Origin of the sequence: Paraburkholderia aspalathi (assembly GCF_900116445.1) — a bacterium.
GTDB classification, from domain to species: Bacteria; Pseudomonadota; Gammaproteobacteria; order Burkholderiales; family Burkholderiaceae; genus Paraburkholderia; species Paraburkholderia aspalathi.
In genome coordinates, this window is record NZ_FPBH01000057.1 from 1 (window position 1) to 23,912 (window position 23,912).

24 protein-coding genes are annotated in these 23,912 nt (G+C 55.9%); 17 read left to right on the forward strand and 7 right to left on the reverse strand.

The window, feature by feature from the left end:
• Positions 1-268: 268 nt before the first annotated feature.
• Positions 269-565 (reverse strand): hypothetical protein, encoded by a 297-nt coding sequence (locus BM438_RS42670; protein ID WP_093647271.1) that lies wholly within the window; start codon positions 563-565, stop codon positions 269-271.
• A gap of 160 nt (positions 566-725) precedes the next feature.
• Here BM438_RS42670 and BM438_RS45810 point away from each other — a divergent pair, with 160 nt between their 5' ends.
• Positions 726-872, forward strand: coding sequence for a hypothetical protein (locus tag BM438_RS45810; protein ID WP_167378546.1), 147 nt, complete (start codon positions 726-728; stop codon positions 870-872).
• Positions 873-1,351: 479 nt separating this feature from the next.
• Here BM438_RS45810 and BM438_RS42675 read toward each other — a convergent pair whose 3' ends face one another.
• From BM438_RS42675 to BM438_RS42680, 3 genes are all read right to left on the reverse strand, one after another.
• Positions 1,352-2,056 carry a Gfo/Idh/MocA family protein gene (locus BM438_RS42675; protein ID WP_208620801.1) on the reverse strand — a complete coding sequence of 235 codons (705 nt, stop codon included), beginning with the start codon at positions 2,054-2,056 and terminating at the stop codon, positions 1,352-1,354.
• 69 nt (positions 2,057-2,125) lie between these two features.
• The gene (locus BM438_RS45985) at positions 2,126-2,398 is read right to left on the reverse strand and encodes a Gfo/Idh/MocA family protein (RefSeq protein WP_208620808.1); all 273 of its coding nucleotides are present in this window, start codon (positions 2,396-2,398) and stop codon (positions 2,126-2,128) included.
• A gap of 159 nt (positions 2,399-2,557) precedes the next feature.
• Positions 2,558-3,442, reverse strand: a complete 885-nt coding sequence (locus BM438_RS42680; RefSeq protein WP_093647273.1) for a LysR family transcriptional regulator — start codon at positions 3,440-3,442, stop codon at positions 2,558-2,560.
• A gap of 345 nt (positions 3,443-3,787) precedes the next feature.
• Here BM438_RS42680 and BM438_RS42685 point away from each other — a divergent pair, with 345 nt between their 5' ends.
• The 4 genes from BM438_RS42685 to BM438_RS46000 all read left to right on the forward strand — a co-directional run bounded on the left by BM438_RS42685 (position 3,788) and on the right by BM438_RS46000 (position 5,962).
• Entirely contained in the window at positions 3,788-4,897 is a 1,110-nt protein-coding gene (locus BM438_RS42685) for an alkene reductase (RefSeq protein WP_093647275.1), read from the forward strand.
• A gap of 95 nt (positions 4,898-4,992) precedes the next feature.
• Positions 4,993-5,214, forward strand: a complete 222-nt coding sequence (locus BM438_RS45990) for an MFS transporter (RefSeq protein WP_208620814.1) — start codon at positions 4,993-4,995, stop codon at positions 5,212-5,214.
• Entirely contained in the window at positions 5,214-5,522 is a 309-nt protein-coding gene (locus BM438_RS45995; RefSeq protein ID WP_208620816.1) for an MFS transporter, read from the forward strand. The genes BM438_RS45990 and BM438_RS45995 overlap by 1 nt, the downstream gene beginning before the upstream one ends.
• Complete coding sequence (locus BM438_RS46000) at positions 5,495-5,962, forward strand: MFS transporter (RefSeq protein ID WP_208620817.1); 468 nt, start codon at positions 5,495-5,497, stop codon at positions 5,960-5,962. The genes BM438_RS45995 and BM438_RS46000 overlap by 28 nt, the downstream gene beginning before the upstream one ends.
• Positions 5,963-6,387: 425 nt before the next feature.
• On the opposite strand, the gene BM438_RS42695 is transcribed toward BM438_RS46000, so the two are convergent.
• The 3 genes from BM438_RS42695 to BM438_RS42700 all read right to left on the reverse strand — a co-directional run bounded on the left by BM438_RS42695 (position 6,388) and on the right by BM438_RS42700 (position 9,303).
• On the reverse strand, positions 6,388-7,053 hold the full coding sequence (locus BM438_RS42695) for a GntR family transcriptional regulator (RefSeq protein WP_244179603.1): 666 nt from the start codon (positions 7,051-7,053) through the stop codon (positions 6,388-6,390).
• Positions 7,054-7,760: 707 nt separating this feature from the next.
• Positions 7,761-7,943 carry a hypothetical protein gene (locus tag BM438_RS45220; protein WP_143131866.1) on the reverse strand — a complete coding sequence of 61 codons (183 nt, stop codon included), beginning with the start codon at positions 7,941-7,943 and terminating at the stop codon, positions 7,761-7,763.
• Positions 7,944-7,977: 34 nt separating this feature from the next.
• Positions 7,978-9,303 (reverse strand): MFS transporter, encoded by a 1,326-nt coding sequence (locus tag BM438_RS42700; RefSeq protein ID WP_244179604.1) that lies wholly within the window; start codon positions 9,301-9,303, stop codon positions 7,978-7,980.
• A 654-nt stretch (positions 9,304-9,957) separates the two neighbouring features.
• Here BM438_RS42700 and BM438_RS42705 point away from each other — a divergent pair.
• From BM438_RS42705 to BM438_RS42765, 12 genes are all read left to right on the forward strand, one after another.
• Positions 9,958-11,133: an ABC transporter substrate-binding protein gene (locus tag BM438_RS42705; protein ID WP_093647280.1), complete on the forward strand. Its 1,176-nt coding sequence runs from the start codon at positions 9,958-9,960 to the stop codon at positions 11,131-11,133.
• A gap of 39 nt (positions 11,134-11,172) precedes the next feature.
• Positions 11,173-12,042, forward strand: a complete 870-nt coding sequence (locus tag BM438_RS42710) for a branched-chain amino acid ABC transporter permease (RefSeq protein ID WP_093647282.1) — start codon at positions 11,173-11,175, stop codon at positions 12,040-12,042.
• Between the two features lie 10 nt (positions 12,043-12,052).
• On the forward strand, positions 12,053-13,093 hold the full coding sequence (locus BM438_RS42715; protein ID WP_093647285.1) for a branched-chain amino acid ABC transporter permease: 1,041 nt from the start codon (positions 12,053-12,055) through the stop codon (positions 13,091-13,093).
• Positions 13,090-13,878 (forward strand): ABC transporter ATP-binding protein, encoded by a 789-nt coding sequence (locus BM438_RS42720; protein ID WP_093647287.1) that lies wholly within the window; start codon positions 13,090-13,092, stop codon positions 13,876-13,878. The genes BM438_RS42715 and BM438_RS42720 overlap by 4 nt, the downstream gene beginning before the upstream one ends.
• A complete protein-coding gene (locus BM438_RS42725) occupies positions 13,865-14,578 on the forward strand; it encodes an ABC transporter ATP-binding protein (protein ID WP_093647289.1) in 714 nt (237 codons plus the stop codon). The genes BM438_RS42720 and BM438_RS42725 overlap by 14 nt, the downstream gene beginning before the upstream one ends.
• Positions 14,579-15,125: 547 nt before the next feature.
• Positions 15,126-16,280, forward strand: coding sequence for a porin (locus BM438_RS42730; protein ID WP_093647292.1), 1,155 nt, complete (start codon positions 15,126-15,128; stop codon positions 16,278-16,280).
• A gap of 248 nt (positions 16,281-16,528) precedes the next feature.
• Positions 16,529-17,281 carry an IclR family transcriptional regulator gene (locus tag BM438_RS42735; protein ID WP_093647294.1) on the forward strand — a complete coding sequence of 251 codons (753 nt, stop codon included), beginning with the start codon at positions 16,529-16,531 and terminating at the stop codon, positions 17,279-17,281.
• A gap of 753 nt (positions 17,282-18,034) precedes the next feature.
• Positions 18,035-19,120: a TauD/TfdA family dioxygenase gene (locus BM438_RS42740; protein WP_093647296.1), complete on the forward strand. Its 1,086-nt coding sequence runs from the start codon at positions 18,035-18,037 to the stop codon at positions 19,118-19,120.
• Positions 19,121-20,105: 985 nt separating this feature from the next.
• Complete coding sequence (locus tag BM438_RS42750) at positions 20,106-21,014, forward strand: NAD(P)-dependent oxidoreductase (RefSeq protein ID WP_167378547.1); 909 nt, start codon at positions 20,106-20,108, stop codon at positions 21,012-21,014.
• A 202-nt stretch (positions 21,015-21,216) separates the two neighbouring features.
• Positions 21,217-21,972, forward strand: a complete 756-nt coding sequence (locus BM438_RS42755) for an SDR family NAD(P)-dependent oxidoreductase (protein WP_093647303.1) — start codon at positions 21,217-21,219, stop codon at positions 21,970-21,972.
• Positions 21,973-22,155: 183 nt separating this feature from the next.
• A complete protein-coding gene (locus BM438_RS42760; protein ID WP_093647305.1) occupies positions 22,156-23,565 on the forward strand; it encodes an acyclic terpene utilization AtuA family protein in 1,410 nt (469 codons plus the stop codon).
• A complete protein-coding gene (locus BM438_RS42765; RefSeq protein WP_093647307.1) occupies positions 23,558-23,872 on the forward strand; it encodes a DUF4387 domain-containing protein in 315 nt (104 codons plus the stop codon). The genes BM438_RS42760 and BM438_RS42765 overlap by 8 nt, the downstream gene beginning before the upstream one ends.
• Positions 23,873-23,912: the final 40 nt, after the last annotated feature.

Below are 23,912 nucleotides of genomic sequence, written 5' to 3' on the forward strand. Positions count from 1 at the left end.
TCTCTCTTTTATTGCGTTTCGCTACGGTCATCTATGCTCCTGTTGCTGGCAGTCTCCTGCCAAATGACCGTTTACACAAAACTTTTTACACCCTCTGGTCGCGGCGGTAACTTCGCCCCCTCGACAGGGCAACGGCTTCCTCCGCGAACACAGTCTGAATGTGCAGATTTCTGCACCTTCAAAACAACGGTCAAGAAGGAGATGCTTGATAGTTTGGCCGCAGAACTTTCTTTCGGCCCCCCTGAGCTTCGATTCGAGCCGTTCAAAGTCATTTCGGCTCGAGGTTCCATTGCGCGCGCGGCTCCTCCGACCTGGTTACCAGAATACGGTGCTTCTTGTCGCTTCCCATGACACTCGTAGCGGCATTTTTCGCTGCATCCAGCACGGACGCCTTGGTGTCATCGGTAATCTTGCTATATTCGGCTGGAGGCAACTTAAAGCCAGTGGCGTCGAGTGAGATGGTCCGCCAAAATCCTTCGTTTTTCATTTCATCGTGGAGTTTTTCGTACTTGTCCGCATCACGGTCAACTCCGATTAACTCAACTCGCACAGTGTAATTCGCCATAGTGCCTTTCCTCGATAGGAGTGACAAGCCAAATTGCTCGCCTCGCCATACCTCGGGGCCCTTTTTTCACCTTCAAGAGCGAGGCACAAAATAATTCGGTCACGCGGTGATGACCGTTTAAAAGGCGATGCTACACAGCGGAACCCTAAAGGAGCTATACATGCTTACTGAATCCGAACAGATTGCCTTTTTTCGCATCGTGCACTTGCTGTCTGAACTTGCACATGCCGCACTGCCACACGCACCGGGCAAAGATATTGTCCTGAGCGCCGAGAGGCGAAAGCGCTGCGTATATTCATTGGCCTGATTTATAGATTCCGGCCATGCCCCTCCGACGGCATATGGCGCATTACACCTTGAATGCAGTATCGAAATGCATGCGCCATGCCGTATCTTACTATGGTAGCACCGGAGTAATTCAGGCCAAAGACGCTGAACTTATCAATCAGGAGCTTTCGGCATTAGCCCGCTGTTCTCGACGATGAGAACAGGGATGAGTGTGACGCCGGCGTCATCCAACTTGTCATACGTACTCCGTCCCAGGAACGTGACCTCCTTTCCCTCGGAAAGCTCGACCACTGGAAGATGGTATCCGTGACCGACGGAAGGCGGAGAACGGTGCTCAAAACAGTCGGAGTCCGGCGAGTCAAACGCGTTTGCTCTAGCTTGTACCGGTCTCCGGTACGGCATTTCCACACGCGTCACCTTGTCGAAGCCTGGATTATCCGTAACGAACGTCTCAACGCCCGGCTCATTAATCTTTCACAACTCGAACCGCCCCTGCACTCACCCCACATCACCTCTCCACATCCCGATTGCGCTAGAGTGAAGCCCGCAACCAGTTGACAGATTCGCCGATTCCAGCACACTCGCGCCAAATTCACGTGGCGCCAGCCGTTCATATTCCGCCGGAATCGTCAACTCGATCAGCGACTGGCGGTCACCCCGCGCGATTTCGATGCGGTTGAAGGCATCGCCGAAGCTGGTGGTGTTCCAGATTTTCGCGTCGCCCTTGCTGCCTGTCACGTCGAGCTGCATACCGAAACTATTGCGCTTTGCGGCCTCGATATGGACCGTCAGCACGGCGCCATTGGCGAAAGTGCCCGCCAGCACGACCTGGTCCGCACTCGTATGCGGGAATGTTTCACCGCTTTCTATCAGCGTGACTTCCTTGAACTGATTGACAGTCAGCGCCGACAGGCTCTGAGGATAGCCGACCATCGTCGTGAACAAGGCGTCCAGGAAGTGGCCGCCGTATATCGACAGCAGGCTGGAGAAGTTCTTTTCGGGGATCGTGAAATACAGTGAAGCGGGCCGCTCACGCCTGAAGTACTCGACGCTCACGTGCAGGCACACCGAACGGACTTCGCCAATCTCGCCCTGCTCCAGCAGATCGCGCACATAGCGGTAGCCCGGATTGAGCCGTCGTTGCAGACCGACGACGGTGCGCACGCCCGCCTTGTCGGTCAGCGCAAGCAGCTCTTTCGACAACTCCGTGCTCGGCGTCAGCGGCCATTCACAGTAGACGTCTTTACCCGCCTCGATGGCCGCGTGAATGCCCTATTCGTGCTGGACCGCGGGCGTCAACACAAGGACGAGATCGACTTCCGGATGCGACACCAGCTCTTGCAACGAGGCTGCCGCGTATTTGAATCCATGCCGCTCGACCAGCGCTGCCGCTTTTTCCGCGCTGCGGCTGTACACGGCGATCAGTTCATATTCCGGCAGCAGTTTCAGCGAAGGCAGGTGCCCATATTCCGACCAGTTGCCGAGCCCAACAACGCCGACCCTGATTTTGCCGGAGCCTGTAGCTCGACTGATGATACTGTTCACAAGAACTCTCCAGTTTGACGCTGCGCAGACCATCTGTGCAGCGACAGGCCAATAGTAGAGTTCAGGCGATTGGAGATAAACAGGCTGATGTTCCGATCATTTCGGATACTTCAGTCGTGTGTCGCGGTTTTCTAGCTCATTCTTTGCCGCCCCTGCGGGTCAGATCCTTAGGTTCTCGCTGACGTAGTCGATAAAGACGCGCAGCTTCGGCGAGGCGTAACGGTTTGCCGGCCACAAGATCCAGAAGGTGACGGTCTGGTCGATAAAATCATCGAGCACGATCTGTAGCGCACCGCTCGCCAGAGCATCGCGCACCAGGAAGGTCGGCACGAAGGCGAGCCCCTTGTTCTGAAGCGCCAGAAAGCCCAGCACTTCAACGGTGTTGGCAACGAACGTTTGCGGCAACTCCGGCTCCGCCTCCGAAGGAGCGAGTCGAAACGGCCAGCGCTCCAGCTTGCCGCTCACGGGAAATTTATGCAGCAGACAGGCGTGCTTAACGAGTTCGGACGGATGTTTAGGTACGCCGTACTTCTCGAGATAGCCGGGCGAAGCGACCAGCACCTGGGCGCAGGAGCCGAGGCGCCGCGACACCAGCCTCGAGTCGTGCTGCTCGCCCGTGCGTATGACCGCATCGAAGCCTTCCTCTATGATGTCCACCATACGATCGGACAGATCGACGTCGAGTTCGATGTCCGGGTATTGCAGCATGAAACCGTCCAGCGCCGGCATGATCAGCTCGAACAGTTGCGGCGTGCTGATCCGCAATCTGCCGCGCGGACTGCCGGCAACATCGGACAGTTCGGCTTCCGCCGCTTCGAACTCGCCGAGGATGCGCCGGCACCGTTCCAGGAATAACGCCCCTTCGGCCGTCAGCGTGATGCTGCGCGTGCTGCGGTGAAAGAGCCGCACGCCGAGGCGCGTCTCGGTGCGCGCAACGCTTTTGCCGACCGCCGAAGACGATACGCCGAGCAAACGCCCCGCCTCCGTAAAACTGCGGGTTTCCGCCACCTGCACGAATACCGAAATACCGGTGAGGCTGTCCATCCCTGCATCCTGATGTCATTTAAGGACACACTTGTCCCATATGACGGATACCTTAGCCTTATTCTCTGAAGTCCGCAAATCGGGTGCAACCCATTCGACAGCGCACTACTCCGTGCCAGCGGCAACGCAGTACCCGTTCCGGGACTATGCCAGCCGATGCGCTTCCACATATCCACGATGGCGCAGTCAGCCGGCTGCAGCGAACGGACCAATTTCGGATGTTTTTGTCCCATATGTTCGGAACCCTAGCCTATTTTTCTTATCCCGATCCATCCATACACTGTTCGTCGAGGTCGAAAGCCCGCCATTGATAAAGCGTCACCAGCCACCAATCTCGAGGAAGTCATGTCCAAACTTCATTCCGCAGTCAAAGTCGGTCCTTACCAATTTGCCCATCGTGTAGTGCTGGCTCCGCTCACCCGCATGCGTGCCGAACAAGGCGCCCGGCCCGGCCCGTTGATGGCCGAGTACTATGCCCAGCGCACGTCGGAAGGCGGTTTCCTGATCGGTGAAGCCACCATCGCAGCAGCCAACGGCAACGGCTACCTCGGTGCGCCTGGCCTCTATGACGACAGCCAGATTGCCGGCTGGAAGCAGGTTACAGATGCCGTGCACGCCAAAGGCGGCCGCATCTTCCTGCAGCTGTATCACGCCGGGCGCCAGTCCAACAGCCAGTTGCAGCCGGGCGGCGTGGAGCCGGTGGCGCCTTCCGCTGTGCCGCACGGTGGCGTTGCCTACACCGAAGCAGGCTGGATTCCGAACACGCCGAGCCGCTCGCTGACCATCCCCGAAATCGCCGAGCTGGTGGAGAGCTTCCGTACGGCCGCGATTCGCGGCAAAGAGGCCGGCTTCGACGGCGTCGAACTGCACGCCGCCAATGGTTACCTGTTCGATCAGTTCCTGCAGGACGGCAGCAACAAGCGCACCGACATCTACGGCGGCTCGTTCGAAAACCGCACCCGCTTCCTGATCGAAGCCACCCAGGCCGTCATCTCGGTGTGGGGCAGCGATCGCGTGGCCGTGCGCCTCGGCCCGAGCGGCAGTTTTGGTGATATGTCCGACAGCGACCCGACCGCCCTCTTCACTTACGTCGCGCAAGAACTGACCAAGCTGAACCTGGCCTATCTGCATCTGATAGAGCCGCGTGTGCAAGGCAATGTGGATGACGAGAGCAAGGATCCGAACCCGGTCGCCGCGCAACTGATCCGCAAGCACTACAAAGGCATCATCATCGCTGCCGGCGGCTTCAAGGGTCACACAGCGGAAGCCATTCTGCAGGCAGGTGATGCCGACCTCGTTGCATTCGGCCGCGACTTCATCGCCAACCCTGATCTGCCTGCGCGCCTGCGCCTTCAGTTGCCGCTGAACCCGTATGACCGCCCCAGTTTCTTCGGTGGCACAGACGTCGGCTATACCGACTACCCGTTCTATAGCGACGACACGATAGCAGCGTAAGCCGGAGCACACGATGACCTCCGCGGCCAGCCTATTTCTCTTGCACCACTTTGCTGGCCGGCGCCAGGAACGTTCGCGGTCGGCACCCGAACTTCATGATTACCGGCCTGCTGCCTGACATTGCCGCAGACCTGCATACCAGCATTGTCGCCACGGGCCAGCTCGTCACGGTATTTGCCTTGGCTTACGCACTCAGCTCGCCGGTCCTGGCGACGCTGACTGGCGCACTCCATCGGCGCACGCTGATGATCCTGTCGCTGTCTGCCTTCACGGTGGCGAACATCATCGCCTGGCTGCCCAGAGCTATTGGGAATTGATGCCGGCGCACATCCTGGTCGCCGCGGCCACGGCAGATCTGCTGCTCGGCCTGCCGCGCAGCATCGGTGCTGGATTGCCGGTTGCCACGCTGCGCGAGCGTATCCAGGTCGCGCGCCAGCCGGTCATTCTGATGAACTTGCTCGCCACCACGCGTTGGGCGACGGGCGCCTACACGATCTACACGTACCTTGCGCCATTTGTCGCGAGGACCACGCCGTTGCACGGGGCGGCTACGTCCTGCTCACCTAGGGCGTTGCGGCGGCCATCGGCGGCAACGCAGTGGATCGCCTCGGTCCGAGCCGCGTAATCATCCCCTGCCTGAGCGTGACAATCCTCGCGTTCTCACTCCTGTCGGCGAGCGTGCACTGGGTGCCCACGACGTTGGCGCCGTTCCCCGTTCTGAGCGGCGTCGTGGCTTGGGGCATTGCGCACTGGCCCTTCTACCCCGCGCAACAAGCAGGGGGCACCAACATTGCCGGCCTGCGCGGCACGCCAATTTCCTTGTCGCTGAACGCTTCGTTCATGTATCTCAGCTATTCGCTCGGGGCCGCACTCGGTTCCCTGACACTGAGTTTCACCTCGATGGACAACCTGGGTTGGATCGCCGCTCTCTGCAAAGTCGCGGCGCTGACTCTGACAGCCAGCATCGGCAAGCATCTGGCCCAGGCGCAAAAGGAGGCGATTCACTGCCGCATAAGGTATCCGCTACCGCGAGGCAGACATTTGCGGCAGTTCACAGGGAGCTGATCGGTCACTCACGGCCATATGTCAAGCCGAGATTATTTGCTTCGGATGCCTTAGGTGTCTCTGACGAAAATGCTGAGGCCGGGACGGCCAGCTTCCAAGCGGCACTATCCGTGTCCCGGCGAGTAGTGCATCGCTCAAACACAAGCAGTAAAGGCGAACATGAATATCCCACACCCTACTTTCAAAATTGGCGGCGACACGGAAATCAGGCAGCTCGGATTTGGCGCGATGCGAATCACCGGTCCTGGCATCTGGGGGGGCGCCCACTGATCGGTCCGAAGCCATCCGCGTGCTGCGTCGCCTTCCCCCACTGAAAGCGACAATACTCGCGCGCAGCACATCTGAGGACAGGAGTCGGAACGCGATCCATAACGAAACGCGGGTGTCCGATCCCATGCAGTCAATCATGCTTAAACAAGACAACTTCACTGGCCCATTCGCTTCAGTCTGGCCTGTAGCGATGCCCTAACGTGCGAGCGCGCCATTTCCTCTGCAGCGCGCGAATCGCGACGCTCTATCGCAGCAACCAGTGCCTGATGCTCCCTTTCCGCCGCAGGCGCCCGACCATCAATAGTTAGGCTAGTCGGACCCAACAAATCGATAGATCCATGAATCGAATTTAATGTCTTTAGCAAATATCGATTGTGCCCGCTCCGGTGAAGCGTCTGATGGAAAAGCCTGTTGTTCGAAACGAGATCTGCCACGTTATCGAGCAGCGTTTCATCTCGATTTGCAATCTCGCGAAGCATGGCAAGCTCGACCGGAGTTGCAAATCGCGCAGCTAACGCTGCTGCCGCACCTTCCAGTATTTCACGCATAGCGTACAGCTCATGGACCTCCTCGATACTGATCCGTGTGACGATCATGCCTCGGGTGGCGTCGAAGGTCACAAGGTTCTCTCCCTCAAGACGGCCAAGCGCCTCACGCACAGGTGTGCGACTCACGCCAAGCTGTTTTGCGAGATCGATTTCACGCATGCGTTCACCGGCCGTGAGCGACCCGTCGCGAATGGCTTCGCGTAGCTTACGGTAGACGAATTCACTTCGAGGAAGTGAAGGATCGTCGAGAGATGCAGAGTCGTCGAAATTCAATGAATCTTTTCCAGAGAGCTTGACCACATGCTTCGCTAGCGCAATTGTAGGAAACTTGTAAGTCTCGTGGTTTATAGATGAGTCCGTGACCGCCCCGACCGCGGACCACCTTCGGTTTTACAAACTTACGCTTCTCGACCGCTCACTTCAGCAATCCAGCACTGCGAAAAACACCACGCGAGAATTTGCTAAATGGCAGTATCGCGAACAATGCAACCACGAAACCCAAATGAATAGCGAGTGCATTCGGCACGGTGGCTATGGTATGCAATGCAAGCAACACGATCCTGTTGCCGAAGTCAACTGCAGTAACGCAATGAAAGACCTATGGAATTGTTGTCGGCCCGGATCGTCGTGCAATGGAAACCGTCTCACGTCGAACCGCAACAAATCCAATGATTCGACAATCAGCGTCGACGTCGCCGAATACACCCGGATTCACTGGAACGCTCATCGCCGCGTAGGTAGCCCAACAATCGAACGGACAATAATACCCCGTTGCCACACAGGTCGCTGCGAAACATAACATGAACCCGTAAAGCATACAGTAATGCAAGTAACATCTCGCAAGAGAAAATGAATCGCTTTCGTAATTGCATCCACCGTCGTGCGCACGGCTGAGACGACCCAAAGCGAGAATGCCGCATCTAGCTTCCTCAACCGCGGGAACCCGAACAGATCCGGCGACTGCACACGCCAGAACTGCCTCATACCGGTGCCCAGTCTGGCGATGTCGAAACGCCAAATATCAGCGCGAGCACGCGGTGGGAAGCGAGCGCGTAGAAGTCCGCGGCCTGCACGAACTCCAATAAAAAGCCGTGCAGCCAACTCCTGCAGCACGAACACCGCCAAGCCATATAGTCGCCGCCAATTGTCAGCACTTCTACCATGCGGTCTCCGCAATCGCTCTACTTACAGAGAGGTTCATGGCGTCGCCTCGCCTATCATTCCACGGGTTGCAGTGCGCGGACGCGAAATGATGGCACCGACGCAAATTGTGAGCGCAATGAAAATGGCCAATGCCAACATGCCGGTTGCGAAAGTGCCTGTGAGTTCCTTCAACGCTCCGACCGCGTAGGGAGCGGCAAAACCAGCGACGTTTCCGATCGAGCTGATCACAGCAATACCGGCAGGGACTTCAGAGTCAGAGATCACGGAGGGCGGCAGCGTCCAGAACACGGGGACGTTGGCAAACGCTCCAAATCCGCAGACGATCAGCGCAGCGAGGCGCACGGGCGGATAGTCGGTAGACGCTACCACCACCAACGCTAGCACTACGATGATCCCCGGAATCAGCAGGTGCCAACGCCGTTCATGCAGCCGATCGGAGCGAGCGCCCCACCAAAGAAGTCCGATCGCGCCAGCGACAGACGGAAGAGCGGAAATCACTCCAACCATTGAAACCGACAGACCAAACGCGCGCACGATCTGCGGTAAAAAAAAACTGACGCCATAGTTCGCTGCAACAATGCCCGCGTACACAAAACCAAACAGCCAAACGAGCGGATTGCGCAACGCACGAGCAACACCGCGATGCTCGCCAGACTGCGGCAACGACTTACGCTCTTCAGAGAGCTTCTGCGTAAGCCACTTGCGCTCTTGATCCGAAAGCCAACCGGCTTTCTCGGGAGAATCGGCGAGCGTGCGCAGCAAGACCACGCTCATGACGAACGAAGGCAGCGCTTCGATAATGAAGAGCCATTGCCAGCCGCTCAATCCGGCTAACCCATGCAGATTAAGGATCAGACCTGACAAAGGCGCGCCGATTGCCGCAGACACCGGCAATGCCATGGAGAAAAAGCCAACCATACGTGCCCGATAGCTAACGGGAAACCATCGGGTTAGCACCAGAATGACGCCCGGATAGAAGCCCGCCTCGGCGGCGCCGAGCAGAAAGCGCAATCCAAAGAATCCCGGCACGCTCCGGACAAAAACGAAAAGGAGCGAAATCACTCCCCACGTGAGCATGATTCGCGCAAACCAACGGCGAGCACCGAATCGACTAAGCGCGAGATTACTCGGTACCTCGAACAGTACATACCCGAGAAAGAAAATGCCCGCTCCAGCGCCAAACACCGACGCTGAAAAGCCCAACTCGTGGTTCATCGATAGCGCTGCAAAGCTCAGATTTACGCGATCAAGGTAGGCAGCGAAATATGAAAGCATCAGCAACGTCACCAGACGCCAGCGAATCTTCGCGATTGTTTTTGTTTCATTGATTAACACACCCGTCTCCTTAAATTGCTGCAACGCGGTCGCGGCGGTCTACAGCTCTGCACACATCATCAAGTCGACACAATGTATACACGAATCGGTGTGCGTGCAATCGAAGGCGTCGTGATTTCATCAGTCAAATCTCATATCATCGCCATAGAAAAAATGAATATATTATCTATAAGCCGTTGATTTTTATGATTTAAATACCGTTTCTTCATTGCGAGTCAGTGAAAACCCTGCATCATACATTCTTGACATGGGCCGTACAAACCTTGGAAACTTCGCCACATTGAAGTTGCTTTTCGGTCTGTCAGACAGACCATAAGATCTGTTAGGTAGACCACCGAGAGCCCTTAATTTTCCGAAGATGCTGCACAGCGCCGTCATCTGTTCTGCACGTGCAGCAAAAACGTATGCGCTAATGCTGCGGCGGCGATCGCGCCAAGCACACGCGGTTCCGTGAGCAGCGTCGCGGACAAGCTGCCTGCGCCAACTGGCCGGTGCCGTCAGCTCACTGAGGAATTGCGTCACACGCTTTGACGCAGACCTTCTGCTGACCGCCAACTGCCGTTTGACGAGCACGGCCGTGGAGAGATTTTGATTTTGTCGACGATATCGAAGGCCCGCACCTATGCGGACTTGAGTCGACAGTTTTTTGAAATGAATAACAGATTCAGGAGACCTTGCATGTCGATTCGCATCATCCCTCTCGCTCTTCTTGCTGGCAGTGTCATTGCTGCTACCGCCCCCTCAATTTACGCGCAGGAAACCTTGAAGATTGGTGCCATTGTCACTCTCTCCGGCGCAGGCTCGGGTTGGGGACAGGCGATCCTTTACGGTGCGGAACTAGCTGCCGACGATGTCAACGCACAGGGAGGTCTTGACGTCGGCGGAAAGAAATACAAGGTGCAGATCGTGCCTTACGACGACAAATACCAGGCTAACGAAGCTGTCACCGCCGCCAATCGACTCGTGTCGGAAGACAAAGTGCAGTACATCATGGGCCCAGTTGGCGGCGCGCCGTTGCTTGCTATTTCACCTATTACTGAGCGTAACAAGGTTCTGGTGTTCACTTTGACATTCACACCCAGAGCGCTTGGCTCGGACAAGCCGAACGTGTTCCGCCCGGTCCCGACGACAGAAGAGACTTCCCAGCCCCAGATCGACTGGCTCGTCAAGGCGAAGCACATCCAAAAGGTCGGAGCCCTATTCCCGAATGACGAATCAGGACAGCAGATTTCTCATGACCTGGAGAAGTCGTATGCCCACGCTGGCGTGCAACTTAGCGCAAAGGAATTTTTTGAACGTCAACGAGTGGATATGGTGCCACTACTCACACGCGTTATAGGCGCGGGTGTTGACACGATCGACCTGAACGGCAACTCCCCAGCTACGGCAGGCATGATCGTCCGGCAGGCTCGTGAACTTGGATTCAAAGGGAATATTGTCCGTACTGGTGGGCCGGCTACGGCCGAGATAGTTGCTGTGACGGGTAAAGACGTCGCTGATGGCATCCTCGTCAACTCTCCCCTCGACCCTGGCAGCCGCGCCATCCAGGATTACAGCGCCCGTTATCAGAAGAAATATGGCAAACGGATGAACGGATTCAGCCCGGCGTATTACGACGAAACACACATGCTGTTCAGGGCGATGCAGCAGGCAGGCACGGTGACCGATACAACGCGTGTAAAGACCGCCCTTGAAGCAGAGAAAGACTATCAGGGCATTCTCGGCAAGCTTAGCTGGGTCGGCAAAACCCGATATGGCATCGATCATCAGATCTCGGCGCCTTTCTATATTTCCGAGATCAAAGACGGGCAGGAAGTAGTTCGAGCCCGTTGTACGTTCGAAGCCTGCCAGTGAACTTCACCGACAAATAGTCACCTGCGGAGATCCGACATTATGAATCTGACCGGCACCTTACTGCAGGCGCTGAGCAATGGAATTATCCTTGGCCTGCTATATCTGTTGATGGCCGTTGGCTTCACACTTGTGTTTGGCGTGATGCGGATAGTGAACTTCGCACACAGCGAGTTCTACATGCTGGGCGCGTTCGCTGCATGGCTGTTCGTTTCGCACTGGTCTGTACCTTTCCCTATAGCGGTAGGAGCGACCTTTGTGCTCGCGGTGATTGGCGGCTGGATTGTCGAGTGGCTGGTTCTTAAACCTTTCCGACATGACGAACTGAACGGCATGATCGCGACAATAGGCCTCGCGATGGTACTGCAAAGCCTAGCGTTGATTGCCTTCGGTCCGGACCCACAATTCATGCCTTCTGTAGCCGATGGATCGCTCGAACTGGGGCCAATTACCTTACCCATCTCACGTCTCGTCGTGGTCGGATTCTCACTCGCGGTACTGATTGTCCTCTATGGCTTTCTCGGTTGGACCCGGTGGGGGCGCGCTTTGCGCGCCGTCGTGCAGGATATGGAAGTGGCCACGGTTCAAGGCATTCGCGCAAAACTCGTTTATCCGCTTGGGTTCGGGATCGGCGTAGGACTCGCGGCAATCGCAGGGGCATTGATGGCACCGCTCTTTTCGGTTTCGCCATTCATCGGCGAGACACCGCTGCTCAAAGCCTTCATCGTCGTGATTCTTGGCGGTCTTGGCAGCATTCCCGGTGCCGCTTTGGCCAGCATACTCATTGGGGTTGCCGAAAGCCTTGGTAGCACATATTTCGGCGGCAACGTTTCGGACATTGCCATTTTCGTTCTGGTCATGCTGATCCTGACCGTTCGTCCTACTGGCCTGCTCGGCAAACAAACCGCCTGAACTTATTGCCATGAAAATCCAATCTCCCACGTCATTACCCGGCACAGGCCACATCGCTGCTTCCGCAGGCAGCGACGGGAAATGTAGCCCTCACCGCAAGCCGCTTGCCGTCGCGCTTGTCATTGTGCTCATCGCGGCGCTGCCCCTGATATCGTCGCAGCCTTTCTACTTGCACATGGCCATCCTCATCGCGATCAATACGGTGAGTGCGACCGGTCTATCGCTGCTAAGCCGAACAGGTCAGACTTCCCTCTGTCATGGCGCCTTCATAGCGATCGGTGCCTATGCTTCGGCGTTGCTGTCCTTGCGTCTTGGTATGCCATTCCCCGTCGCCGCGTTGGGTGCCATGGCGGCCTCTACATTGGTCGCGCTCGCTCTCGGTGTGGTGATCCTACGATTGCGCGGAATCTATTTTGTGCTGATCACGTTTGCTTTCGGAGAATTGGTGCGACTGGCATTGCTGGAATGGGAAGACGTAACGGGTGGCGCGAACGGAATTGTCGGAATCCTGCCGGCTGCCTTCGGCCATATCACATTGGACTCGAAACTCTCATTCTATCTTTTCGCCGCCACTGTAGCGCTCCTATGCATTGCGGCATCGCACGCGATCTTCCGGTCTCCGATTGGCCACCGTATTGATGCGGTTGGTGAAAACGCACCGCTAGCCGAAGCGAGCGGCCTGTCTGTGAGTCGCACGCAATATGCTGCATTTGCCGTAGCTAGCGCGATCGGGGGGTTGAGTGGTTCGATGTTTGCTCACTATATCGGCTTCGTATCGCCTGAGACGTTCAATTTTATGCTATCGGTCGGCATGATTATCATCCTGGTTGTAGGCGGTCGCGGTTATGTTCTCGGCCCGTTCATTGGTGCACTCATCATGACGCCGCTGCCCGAGCTTTTCCGCGGCGCGGTACAGATGCAGAATATTTTTTACGGCTGCGCGCTGATCCTGATGCTGCGATTCATGCCTCGTGGTCTCGCCAGCTTGCAGGCGAAATTCCAGCGAAAACATGCTGGTCACTCAGCAATCCCTGGAGAATCGGCTCAATGAACTCCCAGACTTCTGTTCTTCTCCACGTAGACAGGCTTTCCAAGCGATTTGGCGGACTAAAGGCTGTGCAGGATCTCACGTTTCACGTTGCCACGGGCGAAACCGTCGGCCTGATCGGGCCTAATGGCGCCGGCAAGAGCACTGCTTTCAATCTGATCAGCGGCGCACTCAAGCCAACTGGCGGAACGATTACCCTGGATGGCAGCGATATCACTGGTTTGCCCCCAAGCGGAGTTGTCAAGCGTGGTCTCGCGCGCACGTTCCAATCGGCCTCAGTCTATCCCGGAGTGACGGTCGCTGAAAACATATATAGAGGCGCGCTTTCAACGTTGCCCGGATCAATGTGGCTGCCTGGGGTAGGCGCCGCGAGACACGCGCATCTAGACGGTCTCCGACGCGAAGTCGCCGAAGTCCTCGAGATAACCGATCTTGGCACGCATCGCGATACCTTGGCTGGCACGCTTCCGTATGGCCTCCAGAAAAAACTAGGAGTGGCTATCGGCATCGCGACACGCCCGTCCCTGCTTTTGCTCGACGAGCCCGCCGCAGGTTTGAATCCGGAGGAATGTATCGCGTTTGGCAAGCTACTCCGCACGCTGCGCGCCGAACGTCAGCTGACTCTTCTGCTCGTCGAGCACCATATGGCACTCGTGATGGATCTTTGCGACCGGATCGTCGTCCTGGTCCAAGGCCGCAAAATCGCAGATGCCGCACCTTCAGTGATCCGAGACGACCACGCCGTAATTGAAGCCTATCTGGGAGCACCGGACCATGCCCACGCTTGAAACCCAATCTCTCGTTGTCCGCTATGGCCAGATCGAGGCCGTACGTGACGCGACCTTTCGCGTTGAAAATGGCGAAATCGTCGCCCTTATCGGCTCGAACGGTGCGGGCAAATCGTCGACCCTTAAAGCAGTGATGGGCATCATCCCAACGGCGAACGGAAAAATCTACTGGGATGACGAGCCGATCCAGGCACTCGGCGCGGCGCGGCGCGTCGTTCACGGAATTGCACTTTCTCCGGAAGGGCGCAGGCTTTTTCCGTACATGAGTGTGCTGGAGAATCTGCTGGTCGGAGCTCATACGGTTCGCTCGCGTATCAAGATCAGGACCACTCTTGAGCTCGTCTATGCGCTTTTTCCTCGAGTCGCCGAACGTCGACGTCAGCAGGCCGGCTCCCTGTCAGGTGGCGAGCAGCAGATGGTGGCGATCGGTCGAGCGTTGATGGCGCAACCCAAGCTTTTGATGCTCGACGAACCTTCGCTAGGCATCGCACCAAAGATCGTCGCTGAGATCGCCGACGCAATCGAGCGGCTCAATCAGGAGATGCGTCTTTCTGTTCTGCTGGTCGAGCAAAACGCACGTCTTGCGCTCAAACTCTCTCGCCGCGCGTATGTATTCGAACAGGGGAGTATCACGCGAACTGGTACGGGCGCTGAGTTGCTCGCGGATCCGATGGTACAAAAAGCTTACCTGGGACTATGAGTTGTGTACAAGACCAGTTCCTCACCCCATTACCACTGATTCACGATAAAAGGCACAATCGGATTCACGGGAAACGATAACAAATTGGATAGTACGCGTTGAAACTACTCAAACACGCATCGCAATGTGGCTCGACAAGGAAATGATCTCTTCTGGACACTCAAAAATTGCGTGCTCTTTCGCATGAACGACAACGAACTACGCGTCGTTCGACGTCGAAATCTATATAAGCGAGATCGATAAAACTAAGTAGATACTCAATCCTCGCGATCATGTGCCATCTCACTGAGTGCTTTCCAGCCTACCGACTAATGAATTAAATGTTTTGACTTTCTCAAATCCGGAGACGGTCAAATTTCTAGGATCCTACGTTTTTGCCGTCCAAACGACATGTGTGACGACGAAAAGCAGTTAGTTTGATCAACAGCGTAGATTGAATTCATTTCATTGAATATAAATCTCGCCGTTTTTCATTAGCACAACTATGCAATACGAAGAAGCAGAAGATTTGCCGCAATGTTTAACAACATAACCTGGAGATGTTTCAATGAAAAAGCGTATTTTATCTGTCGTGGTGCTAGGTGCATGTGCGAGCGCAGCCCACGCACAAAGTAGCGTGACGCTGTATGGCCTTGTTGATGCGGGCGTGAACTACGTCAACAACGACAAAGGGAAATCGAATTTTCTGATGACAAGCGGTGTCGTTCAGGGAAATCGCTGGGGTCTGAAGGGCGTGGAGGACCTAGGCGACGGTCTGAAAGCGATTTTCCAGCTGGAGAACGGTTTTTCGCTGTCCAACGGCACATTAGGACAAGGCGGACGTCTTTTTGGACGCCAGGCATGGGTAGGCCTGAGCAAGAACACCCTCGGTGGCCTCACATTCGGACGGCAATATGATTCCATTGTGGACTATGTTCAGCCGACAAGCGGTATCCCTTACACAGCTATCGCAAGTCCATTTGACAACGACAATCTTGACAACGATTTCCGGATAAACAATACAGTCAAATATGCCAGTCCCGACTTTCACGGACTGAAGTTCGGCGGATTGTACGGATTCAGTAACAGCGCAAGCACAGGTGCAGCAGATTCCGGATTTTCTGTCAATCGGCTGTGGAGCCTGGGAGCTTCTTACACCACTGGTTCGTTCTATTTTGGCGCCGGATACATGCACCTGAATTCACCTAACAGCAACACGTTGGGCGCAGTATCAGGTGACTATATCAACGTTACTCGGACTTCTGCCCTTCAAGCCAACGGGCTTGCCACAGCGGTTACGCGCTCAAATGTTGTCGCGGCAGGCGGGACATATTCTTTCAACGGTGGCAAGGTCGGCGTTGTCTATAGCCATTCCGAATTCGACTCGGCGACTGATCGCCTTACCTTCAACAACTTTGAAGTCAATGGAAGCTACTACATAACGCCGGCTTTCTCGCTCGCCGGCATTTACACTTTCACGGACGGCAAGCTGCGTTCAACCGATGCCAGCCCCAAATATCACCAGTTTCAGCTAATGGCTGACTACCTCCTGAGCAAGCGCACTGACGTCTATATACTTGGAGTCTATCAACGTGCGGCTGGGGATGCTACGGTTGCATCCATCGCTCCTGACTCGTTTGGCGCAGGAGGTTCATCGGCACCCGACGCCTCGACGTCAAAAAACCAGGTGTTGGTCCGCCTCGGTCTGCGGCATAAGTTCTGAATCTGACGAACGAAACCATTTCGCCGGCATTGACTGGCGAAATGGTCGGCACGTTCTCACGGCTTGTTGCGGGGGCAGAACTGACAAACGAGTATAATATGGACGCTGATTTGCCGCACACAGTGGACGTGCCCGGATGTTTCGCCGGGTAGGCTTCGCGAATCAGGCTTTAGACACCTGTTGGCGCGCGGCCGACCCGCCCGCCGTTTCAGACATAGTGAAATTTTGATAAATTCCGGCCGTACCGTATGCCCGAATCATCCACTCCTAATCCGTCTATTTCTAGGTCTGAAAACACCGAACCCGGCGTTGCTGCCGTCGATCGAGCGTTTGCGATTGTTTCGGCTGTTGCAAATGCAACGACACCGATCTCGCTATCAGAACTTGCGCGAACCACCGGGTTGTACAAAAGTACGGTTCTTCGACTTCTCGCTTCACTTGAGAAGTCCGCGATCGTTGTTCAAAGATTTGATTTAAAATATGAAATTGGTCCATTTGCCTTTCTGCTCGGACGGGCATACGAGGTCGGCCATAGTCTGAAAGATCGCGTTGTCGAAACTCTCAATCAGATGATTGCGCAGGGAACCGAAAGCGCGTCTTTCCACGTGCCCTACGATGATGAGCAGCGACTATGCCTATTCCGGATCGACTCGCGGCATCCGACGCTTGACAACATAAGAGCGGGCGACTTGTTGCCACTGCATCTTGGAGCCCCCGGCAAAATCATTGAGATATTTTATCCTCACTCGGGAAGTGCTCCACCGCAAAACAGCCCTCTAAGTTTGACAACGTTCGGCGAACGCGATCCGTCTTGCGCCGCAATCGCAAGCCCCGTGTTTGGCCCGGCTGGCCAATTTCTCGGGGCACTCTCACTTTCCGGAGCTCGAGAACGATATTCCAATGAAGCCATTGTGCGAATGCGTCCGATACTACTTGCGTCAGCTGAGGCGCTTACTCGAAGCCTGGGTGGCCGTTGGCCAATCTTGAAATCACCCTCATAGAATTCCGCAATTTCTAAATGTGAATCTCCCTGACTAATTGGAATATCGGCGGCTGCGATCAGCGACACGCACGACTCCTACCAACATGTTCATCACGGTTCGAAAACCTGCATCTTCCCAATCCGTTTGACTCGCCAGCGGCGCGTCCTCATCATTACGGCTTCGCGGACGTGCGTTCTCCCGATCCCACCAACTTATCTGTAGCTGAAACTGTTGCGCTCGGCGCATCGCCGTCCAAAACAAGCGCCCGAATCCTGCGCGTCTCCAGATCCTTACCGGTCCTAGCGTAGATCACAATCAGGCTGACTCCGCAAGCAATCGAAATGAAATGCTTGACACATCGCAGGCAGCATCCGGCAACCTGAGCAAAAAACCAGTATCGGATTCTGATCCCAAGCTGAATCTTGCTTGAGAGATACGATGAAGTCACTATGAATACTGCACTGGAGATTCTTCCTCCAGAGCATTTAATAAGAGCGTCAACCGTCGCTCAGGCGGTCAAATCATAGGAGTTCTAGACTGCTCTTTGCGCAAATCGTGCGATCAATCGCAATGATCACAGAGCTTCCATAACAGCTTGCCCCCCCCCGACCACCTCTCGCATACGACTGTGGCCGATCACCCGGATCGAGACCTATTGTTTGGTGTCGTACTTGCACACACGCCACTTATTGGACCTAGCAATATGTGCATTGATTATTTGAGATTGTCTGAGTGACGTGGTTCGACCAGACTTCTTCCCGTGGAAACGCAATGTTCAACGTAGCTCAAAATCGGAAAAAAATGATGAATACAGCCTACAACGGACCCTTCGCCTGGGAAGCCAAAGACATGGTCGACGAAGCCGAATGGCTGATCCAGCTAGGGGACAGCCAGCTTCGCGAGTTTGATAACGCGCTGCAGTCAGCCAATGCCGACGGCCTGCGCATCGATCAACTCACCAAGGAGAACTTTGCGTTGCCTGAGTTCGGCAGACTTGTTCCCGAGATTCATGAGCGGCTAGAAACCGGACGCGGCATCGTTACTCTCCGCGGCCTTGAGGCGGAGAACTATTCGCGCGACGAGCTTCGACTCCTCTATTGGGGCATGGGCAAGTGGCTGGGTACCGCTGTGTCTCAGAGCAGTCGCGGAGACTACCTCGGCGACGTGCGAAACTTTGGCGCGGACGTCAATGCCGCTACTGGCCGCGGCTATATGTCAAAGCAGGAATTGCCCTTCCACAGCGACACCTGTGACGTCGTCGCCCTGATGGTGATGCGCAAGGCGAAGTCCGGCGGAAAAAGCATGATCTGCAGCTCCGTCGCCATCCGAAACGAAATCGCCGCAACTCGGCCCGATCTTCTGGACGTCCTTTATCAGCCCTTCTATTGGAGTTGGAAGGGTCAGGAAAAACCCACAGACAAGCCCTACTATCTGCAGCCCCTCTACACGGAACATAAAAATAAATTCGCGTGCCGCTACATCCAGCCGCACATCATGGCTGCCCATCAGCACTTCCCAGAACTTCCGCCGCTCACGGATAAGCAACTGGAGGCAATGTCGCTCATCAATCAGCTTGCGAATGACCCGCGCTTCCATTTCGGAATGATGTTTGAGCCGGGTGACATTCAACTACTCAACAATCACGTCGCATATCACGCTCGCACGAAGTTTGAGGATTACGAGGAAGATGATCGCAAACGACATCTGTTGCGCATGTGGCTCTCTGTACCTAACAGCCGTGAATTGAGCCCGTTGATGTCGGCAATCTACCTGGATCAACGCGGTGGGACAGTGCGTGGTGGATTCCCGTCGCGTGCCGGCACTTACAGCTTCGAGACTGTCGCAGCCCAGGACTGAGTCAGCCGAAAAAATCACGTTCGGCATCGGGAAGACTCATGTTGCGCCGGACTGCTTGGCATCTGCCGGGCGCTAACGGCCTCTTCCCGCTCCTCGGCCAGTCGCAATGTCTCAACTTGACGCGCGTCAATGCCCCCACGCTCAATGCTTATCAGCAAAAGCGAGCTTGCTGTCGTCGCCAATTTTCGCGCTGTGATAGAAATCGCTCCTCCTCGTTCATCGAACGACAAGCTAAGTTCCCGTTCCAAAGCGCACTGTCGTCTTGCACCGCGCGGTTAGCGTCCTGAGTTAGAAGTTCGCAGTTGAACATTGCAATTGACGGAAAGAACCCGGCCAGTGAGGGACAAAATGTGTCACACGTGCGCGAGCAGGATCGTGGCATCAAGTGAAATGGAGAAAAAGTCGTGGATAGTGCGAGAAACTCGTTGCGCGAGATGGTCGAGCATTGGCTCGCCCCGGATCCGGCGATCGGCGTTCGGGTCACTGAGTTCAGAAACAGGCGATCCAAACACATATGTTACGTATGCGTCGAGACATTAACGATGGCGGGTCCTGTTGCACTGTTCTTTTTTCGTCACCAAGACGGCGCTTGGCGCATATTCCCACCGAGTCGGGAAAGACCGGCGATGCGTATCGCCTAAGATTCGGCGAACTTTTAATTCACCACACTAGTCATCGGCTCCGATATCGATCGGTGTCCAATGGAAGACGTCGCCCGATTTGACGCGAAAAGATGCCGGAACATGTTTCGAAAATTTTGACCTGAAGTGCCGCCAAATTTCCGAGATTTCGACAGATCGGTATCCAGCCCAGGCCCCATGAATCGTGTCCGCAACGCTGCCCCGAAGGCAAATCGTCAGACATCACATCCCGTCTTATTCAACATGCCTATAGGTTTATTACATCAGCGAGGTTGTAGACAACACTACTCTTGAGAAATACTCAATTCTGCGACTGTTATTGCGCTCATTCAGAGGAGACGAACGTGGGACATGAAATTCAGCAACGTGTTGCTGTTGTAGGAATCGGTCAGATGGGCCGTGGGATGGCTATTTGTCTGAAGCGAGCTGGCTTTGACGTAATCGGCTACGATGTCAGCGAAGCGAGTCGCACCCTCGCCGCTCAGGATGGGATCGCTGTTGCTTCGGAACTTGCTGATGCTCTGAAGGACCGCGAGGTTATCCTGAGCAGTCTGCCGAATCCGCCCATAACGCGCGAGGCGTGGCTGGGCGACGGCGGGATTCTGGAACACGCCAGCAAGGGGGCGATTGGCATCGAGCTCAGTACAATTGACCCTAATACGATGCGCGAAATCGCCGCAGCTGCAGACCAACGCGGCATCCGGATGATCGATGCACCGGTGAGCGGAGACCCGGCCAATGCACTCAAAGGCGAGTTAGTGCTCATCACCGGTGGGCGCCAAGAAGACATCAGTGCGGTCGACTCGATTCTTGATTGCCTGGCCGGTTCACGTCACTGGACGGGAGATATCGGAACGGGCAAGGCCGTTAAGATTGTCAACAACATGATGACGATGGGCAATCTCGTAATCGCATCAGAAGCATTTGCTCTTGGAACTGCTGCGGGCGTGGATCCGGAGAAACTCTTCGAAATCCTGTCGCAAAGCGGCGGGCGGTCGCATCAGTTCATCAAGCGCTTCCCGAGCGCCATCGCTGGCGACTTCTACGACAAAGCACCCTTCCGGATGGAGCTCGGCGAGAAAGACGTTGCCTTGGGCATCGAGCTCGGCCGTCAGATCCAGCAACCCACACCAGCTGCCTCGACCGTCCGGGAAATGATCTCGCTGGGTATGGCGACAGGTAATCTCGGACGCGACATTGTGGCCATGCTCGATTTTTATCAGAAGTTGGGCAGTCGGAAAACATCCAAATAAGGTCCTGTTCAACAAGCTCCGGCAGTATTCACGCGTAAGTCTCGCGCGTCTTCGCCAAGCAGTGTCTCGACGTGACGGACTTGAGCGCGAGGTGGTGACTAGACGAATTTCACCCGCTCGCGATCGAGACACGTTTTCTCTCGACTCCTGGTCGCGAATGACAGACGCCTCAGCGAGCAGAGTCCATTCTTAAAGAACAAACATGAATCTGAAACTGGAAGGTCGACGCTGCCTCGTCACCGGAGCTAGTGCAGGCATCGGCGCAAGTATCGTAGAGTCGCTGGCCCGGGAGGGAGCTCGCGTGGTGGCTACCGCTCGACGCTCCGACGCACTCGATAAGTTTGCCGATTCGATCGAACGTGTTGGCCATCATCGGCCCGTGACGATTGCCGGCGACATCACTGAAGCGGATGAAGTCAAGCGGATTGCGAAAGAAGCTGCAGCCGCGATCGGCGACATCGAAATTCTCGTCAATTGCGCTGGCGGGTCAAGACCGTTGCCCATTGATGCCAGCGAAGAGGCGTGGGAAGAGTCTTTTTCACTCAATTTCACACAGGTGCGCCGCATGACAGGCGAAGTCCTACCGGCAATGCGCCGCGCTCGATGGGGTCGAATTATCAACATCACCGGCATCATGGAGCCGCGTGGGATCAACGGAGCAATCGCTGCAAAGGCAGCCGTCCACTTGTGGGCGAAAGGGTTATCTCGCGACGTTGCCCGTGAAGGTATCACGGTTAATAACGTGCCGCCCGGCCGCATCGAGAGCGAGCAGATTGCGAGAATGTATCCACCGAAGGAACGTTCTGAGTTCGTCGATGCGAATGTGCCGATCGGCTACTTTGGCGAACCTTCTGATCTCGCCCCGCTGGTCGTGTTTCTTGCCTCTCCCATCTCCCGATATATTACTGGAACCGTTATCCCGGTGGATGGCGGTATGACTTATTTCGGAGCGGCCTGATCGGAAGTCAACGGTAGTTCATCGTACCAGCTGGTTGGCGAAACATACAACCGCGGAGAGCGCGCGAAGAAGCCTCCAGAACAAACGGCGTGCATTTCCGCTGGATCGTGTTGCTGACCAGCCCGAACGCAGTCAGCATTACCACTGCCTCGCGAGAGGCGAAACATTTAGTGCCCTGAGACTATGCCCTCTTCAAACTTCTCGTCATCTACTGCGGCGTCTGCCTCTACGTGCAATGTGCTTGTCCCCTGTGGCGCCCTCGGCATCGGCGTTCGGGAGAACGACATTTTCGCGGCGCTTCCCGATGCTCACGCTATCGCCGTCGATGCTGGGTCAACCGACAGCGGGCCTGCCTATCTAGCCACCGGGAGAGCAAAATACTCACGCGATGCTGTACGGCATGATCTGTCGGTTCTGATGCGGGCTCAAGCCAAGGCGGGCATTCCGCTCGTCATCGGCTCCTGTGGGACCTCCGGCAATGACGAGGCACTCGAATGGATGCGTGACATAGCACTAGATATCGCACACGAGCACGGGTTGACTCCGCGGATCGCGCTGCTTTACTCCGAGCAGTCTCCCGAAAGCATGGCCGAACGCGCCCAGGCTGGCCGAATTACTCCCCTCGCACCGTTACAAGACACGAACCCGGAAGATTTCCGCTCGTGCGACCATATCGTTGCCCTGATGGGCGTCGAGCCCTACATAGAGGCCCTACAGGCCGGGGCCGACATCGTTCTCGGTGGGCGCACGACTGACACGGCTGTCCTAGCCGCTGTTCCACTAATGCGAGGCGCCGGCGCGGGACCTGCATGGCACTCGGCGAAAATCGCTGAATGCGGTGCGCTTTGCACAACTCACCCGCGCGAAGGGGGTGTGATGATACGCGTGGGCGCCGAGCATTTCACGGTCGAACCTCTTGCCGCACACAGCCGTTGTACTGAGGAAACCGTGTTCGCGCACATGCTCTACGAGAATAGCGATCCGTTTGTCCTGTACGAGCCGGGCGGCGTACTCGACGTAACAGACGCTGAGTATGTGGCGATCGACGACCGCGTGGTGCATGTAACAGGTTCACGTTTCGACCCGCGTCCGTACACAATGAAGCTCGAAGGTGCGCGCGGCGGCAGTTATCAGACGATCATGCTCGTTGGAATCGAGGATCCGAAAGTACTCGCAAACATCGACCGTTTCGTTGCCCACATGCACGAGGTTCTCACGGCACGTGTTGGGGAAACGATGGGCGCACGTAGCGGGAATTTCGACATCTCGCTTCGTCCCTATGGCTGGAATGCCGTGAGCGGTTTGCCCGTAAGCGCTTCAGCTCAACCACCACGCGAGATCGGCTTGATGTTTGTTGCGACCGCAGAGACCCAGGCCATCGCGACGCAAATCGCAAAAACCTGCAATCCATGGTTTTTCCATCTGCAGGTCGAGGCTAGCCTTGAGTTGCCGAGCTATGCTTTCCCGTTCTCACCGGCGGAGCTTGAGCGCGGCCAAGTCTATGAGTTCAAACTCAATCACATTGTGCATGTCGATCACCCTATGGAACTCGTACGCCTTCAGTTTGTAAATACGGAGGTGGCGCATGCCTAAGATTATTGAAGTCTGTAACCAGGTACGCTCGAAGAACGCGGGACCGTTTTGGATTACCATCGATTTGCGCTTCCCGGACGATGCCAGTTTCCAGCGCTACCATCTGGCGCCGGCCTTGCAGCCCAACGCCATCGCCGCTCTGTACGGCGTTGATCCCAACCTGATCAAGTATTTTTCCCTGCCTACGCTGCGAGTCGTTAAAATTTCATATCCACGTTTGTACCCACAGGGCGGGGTCGTCGAGCGAGACATGCACGGTGGGCAGCAATACGTGCGGCTGCTCGACGTAGAACTGGAAGCCCAGTGAGATGCGTCCGGGTGATACGAAGAAAAGGCAACGTTTGCAT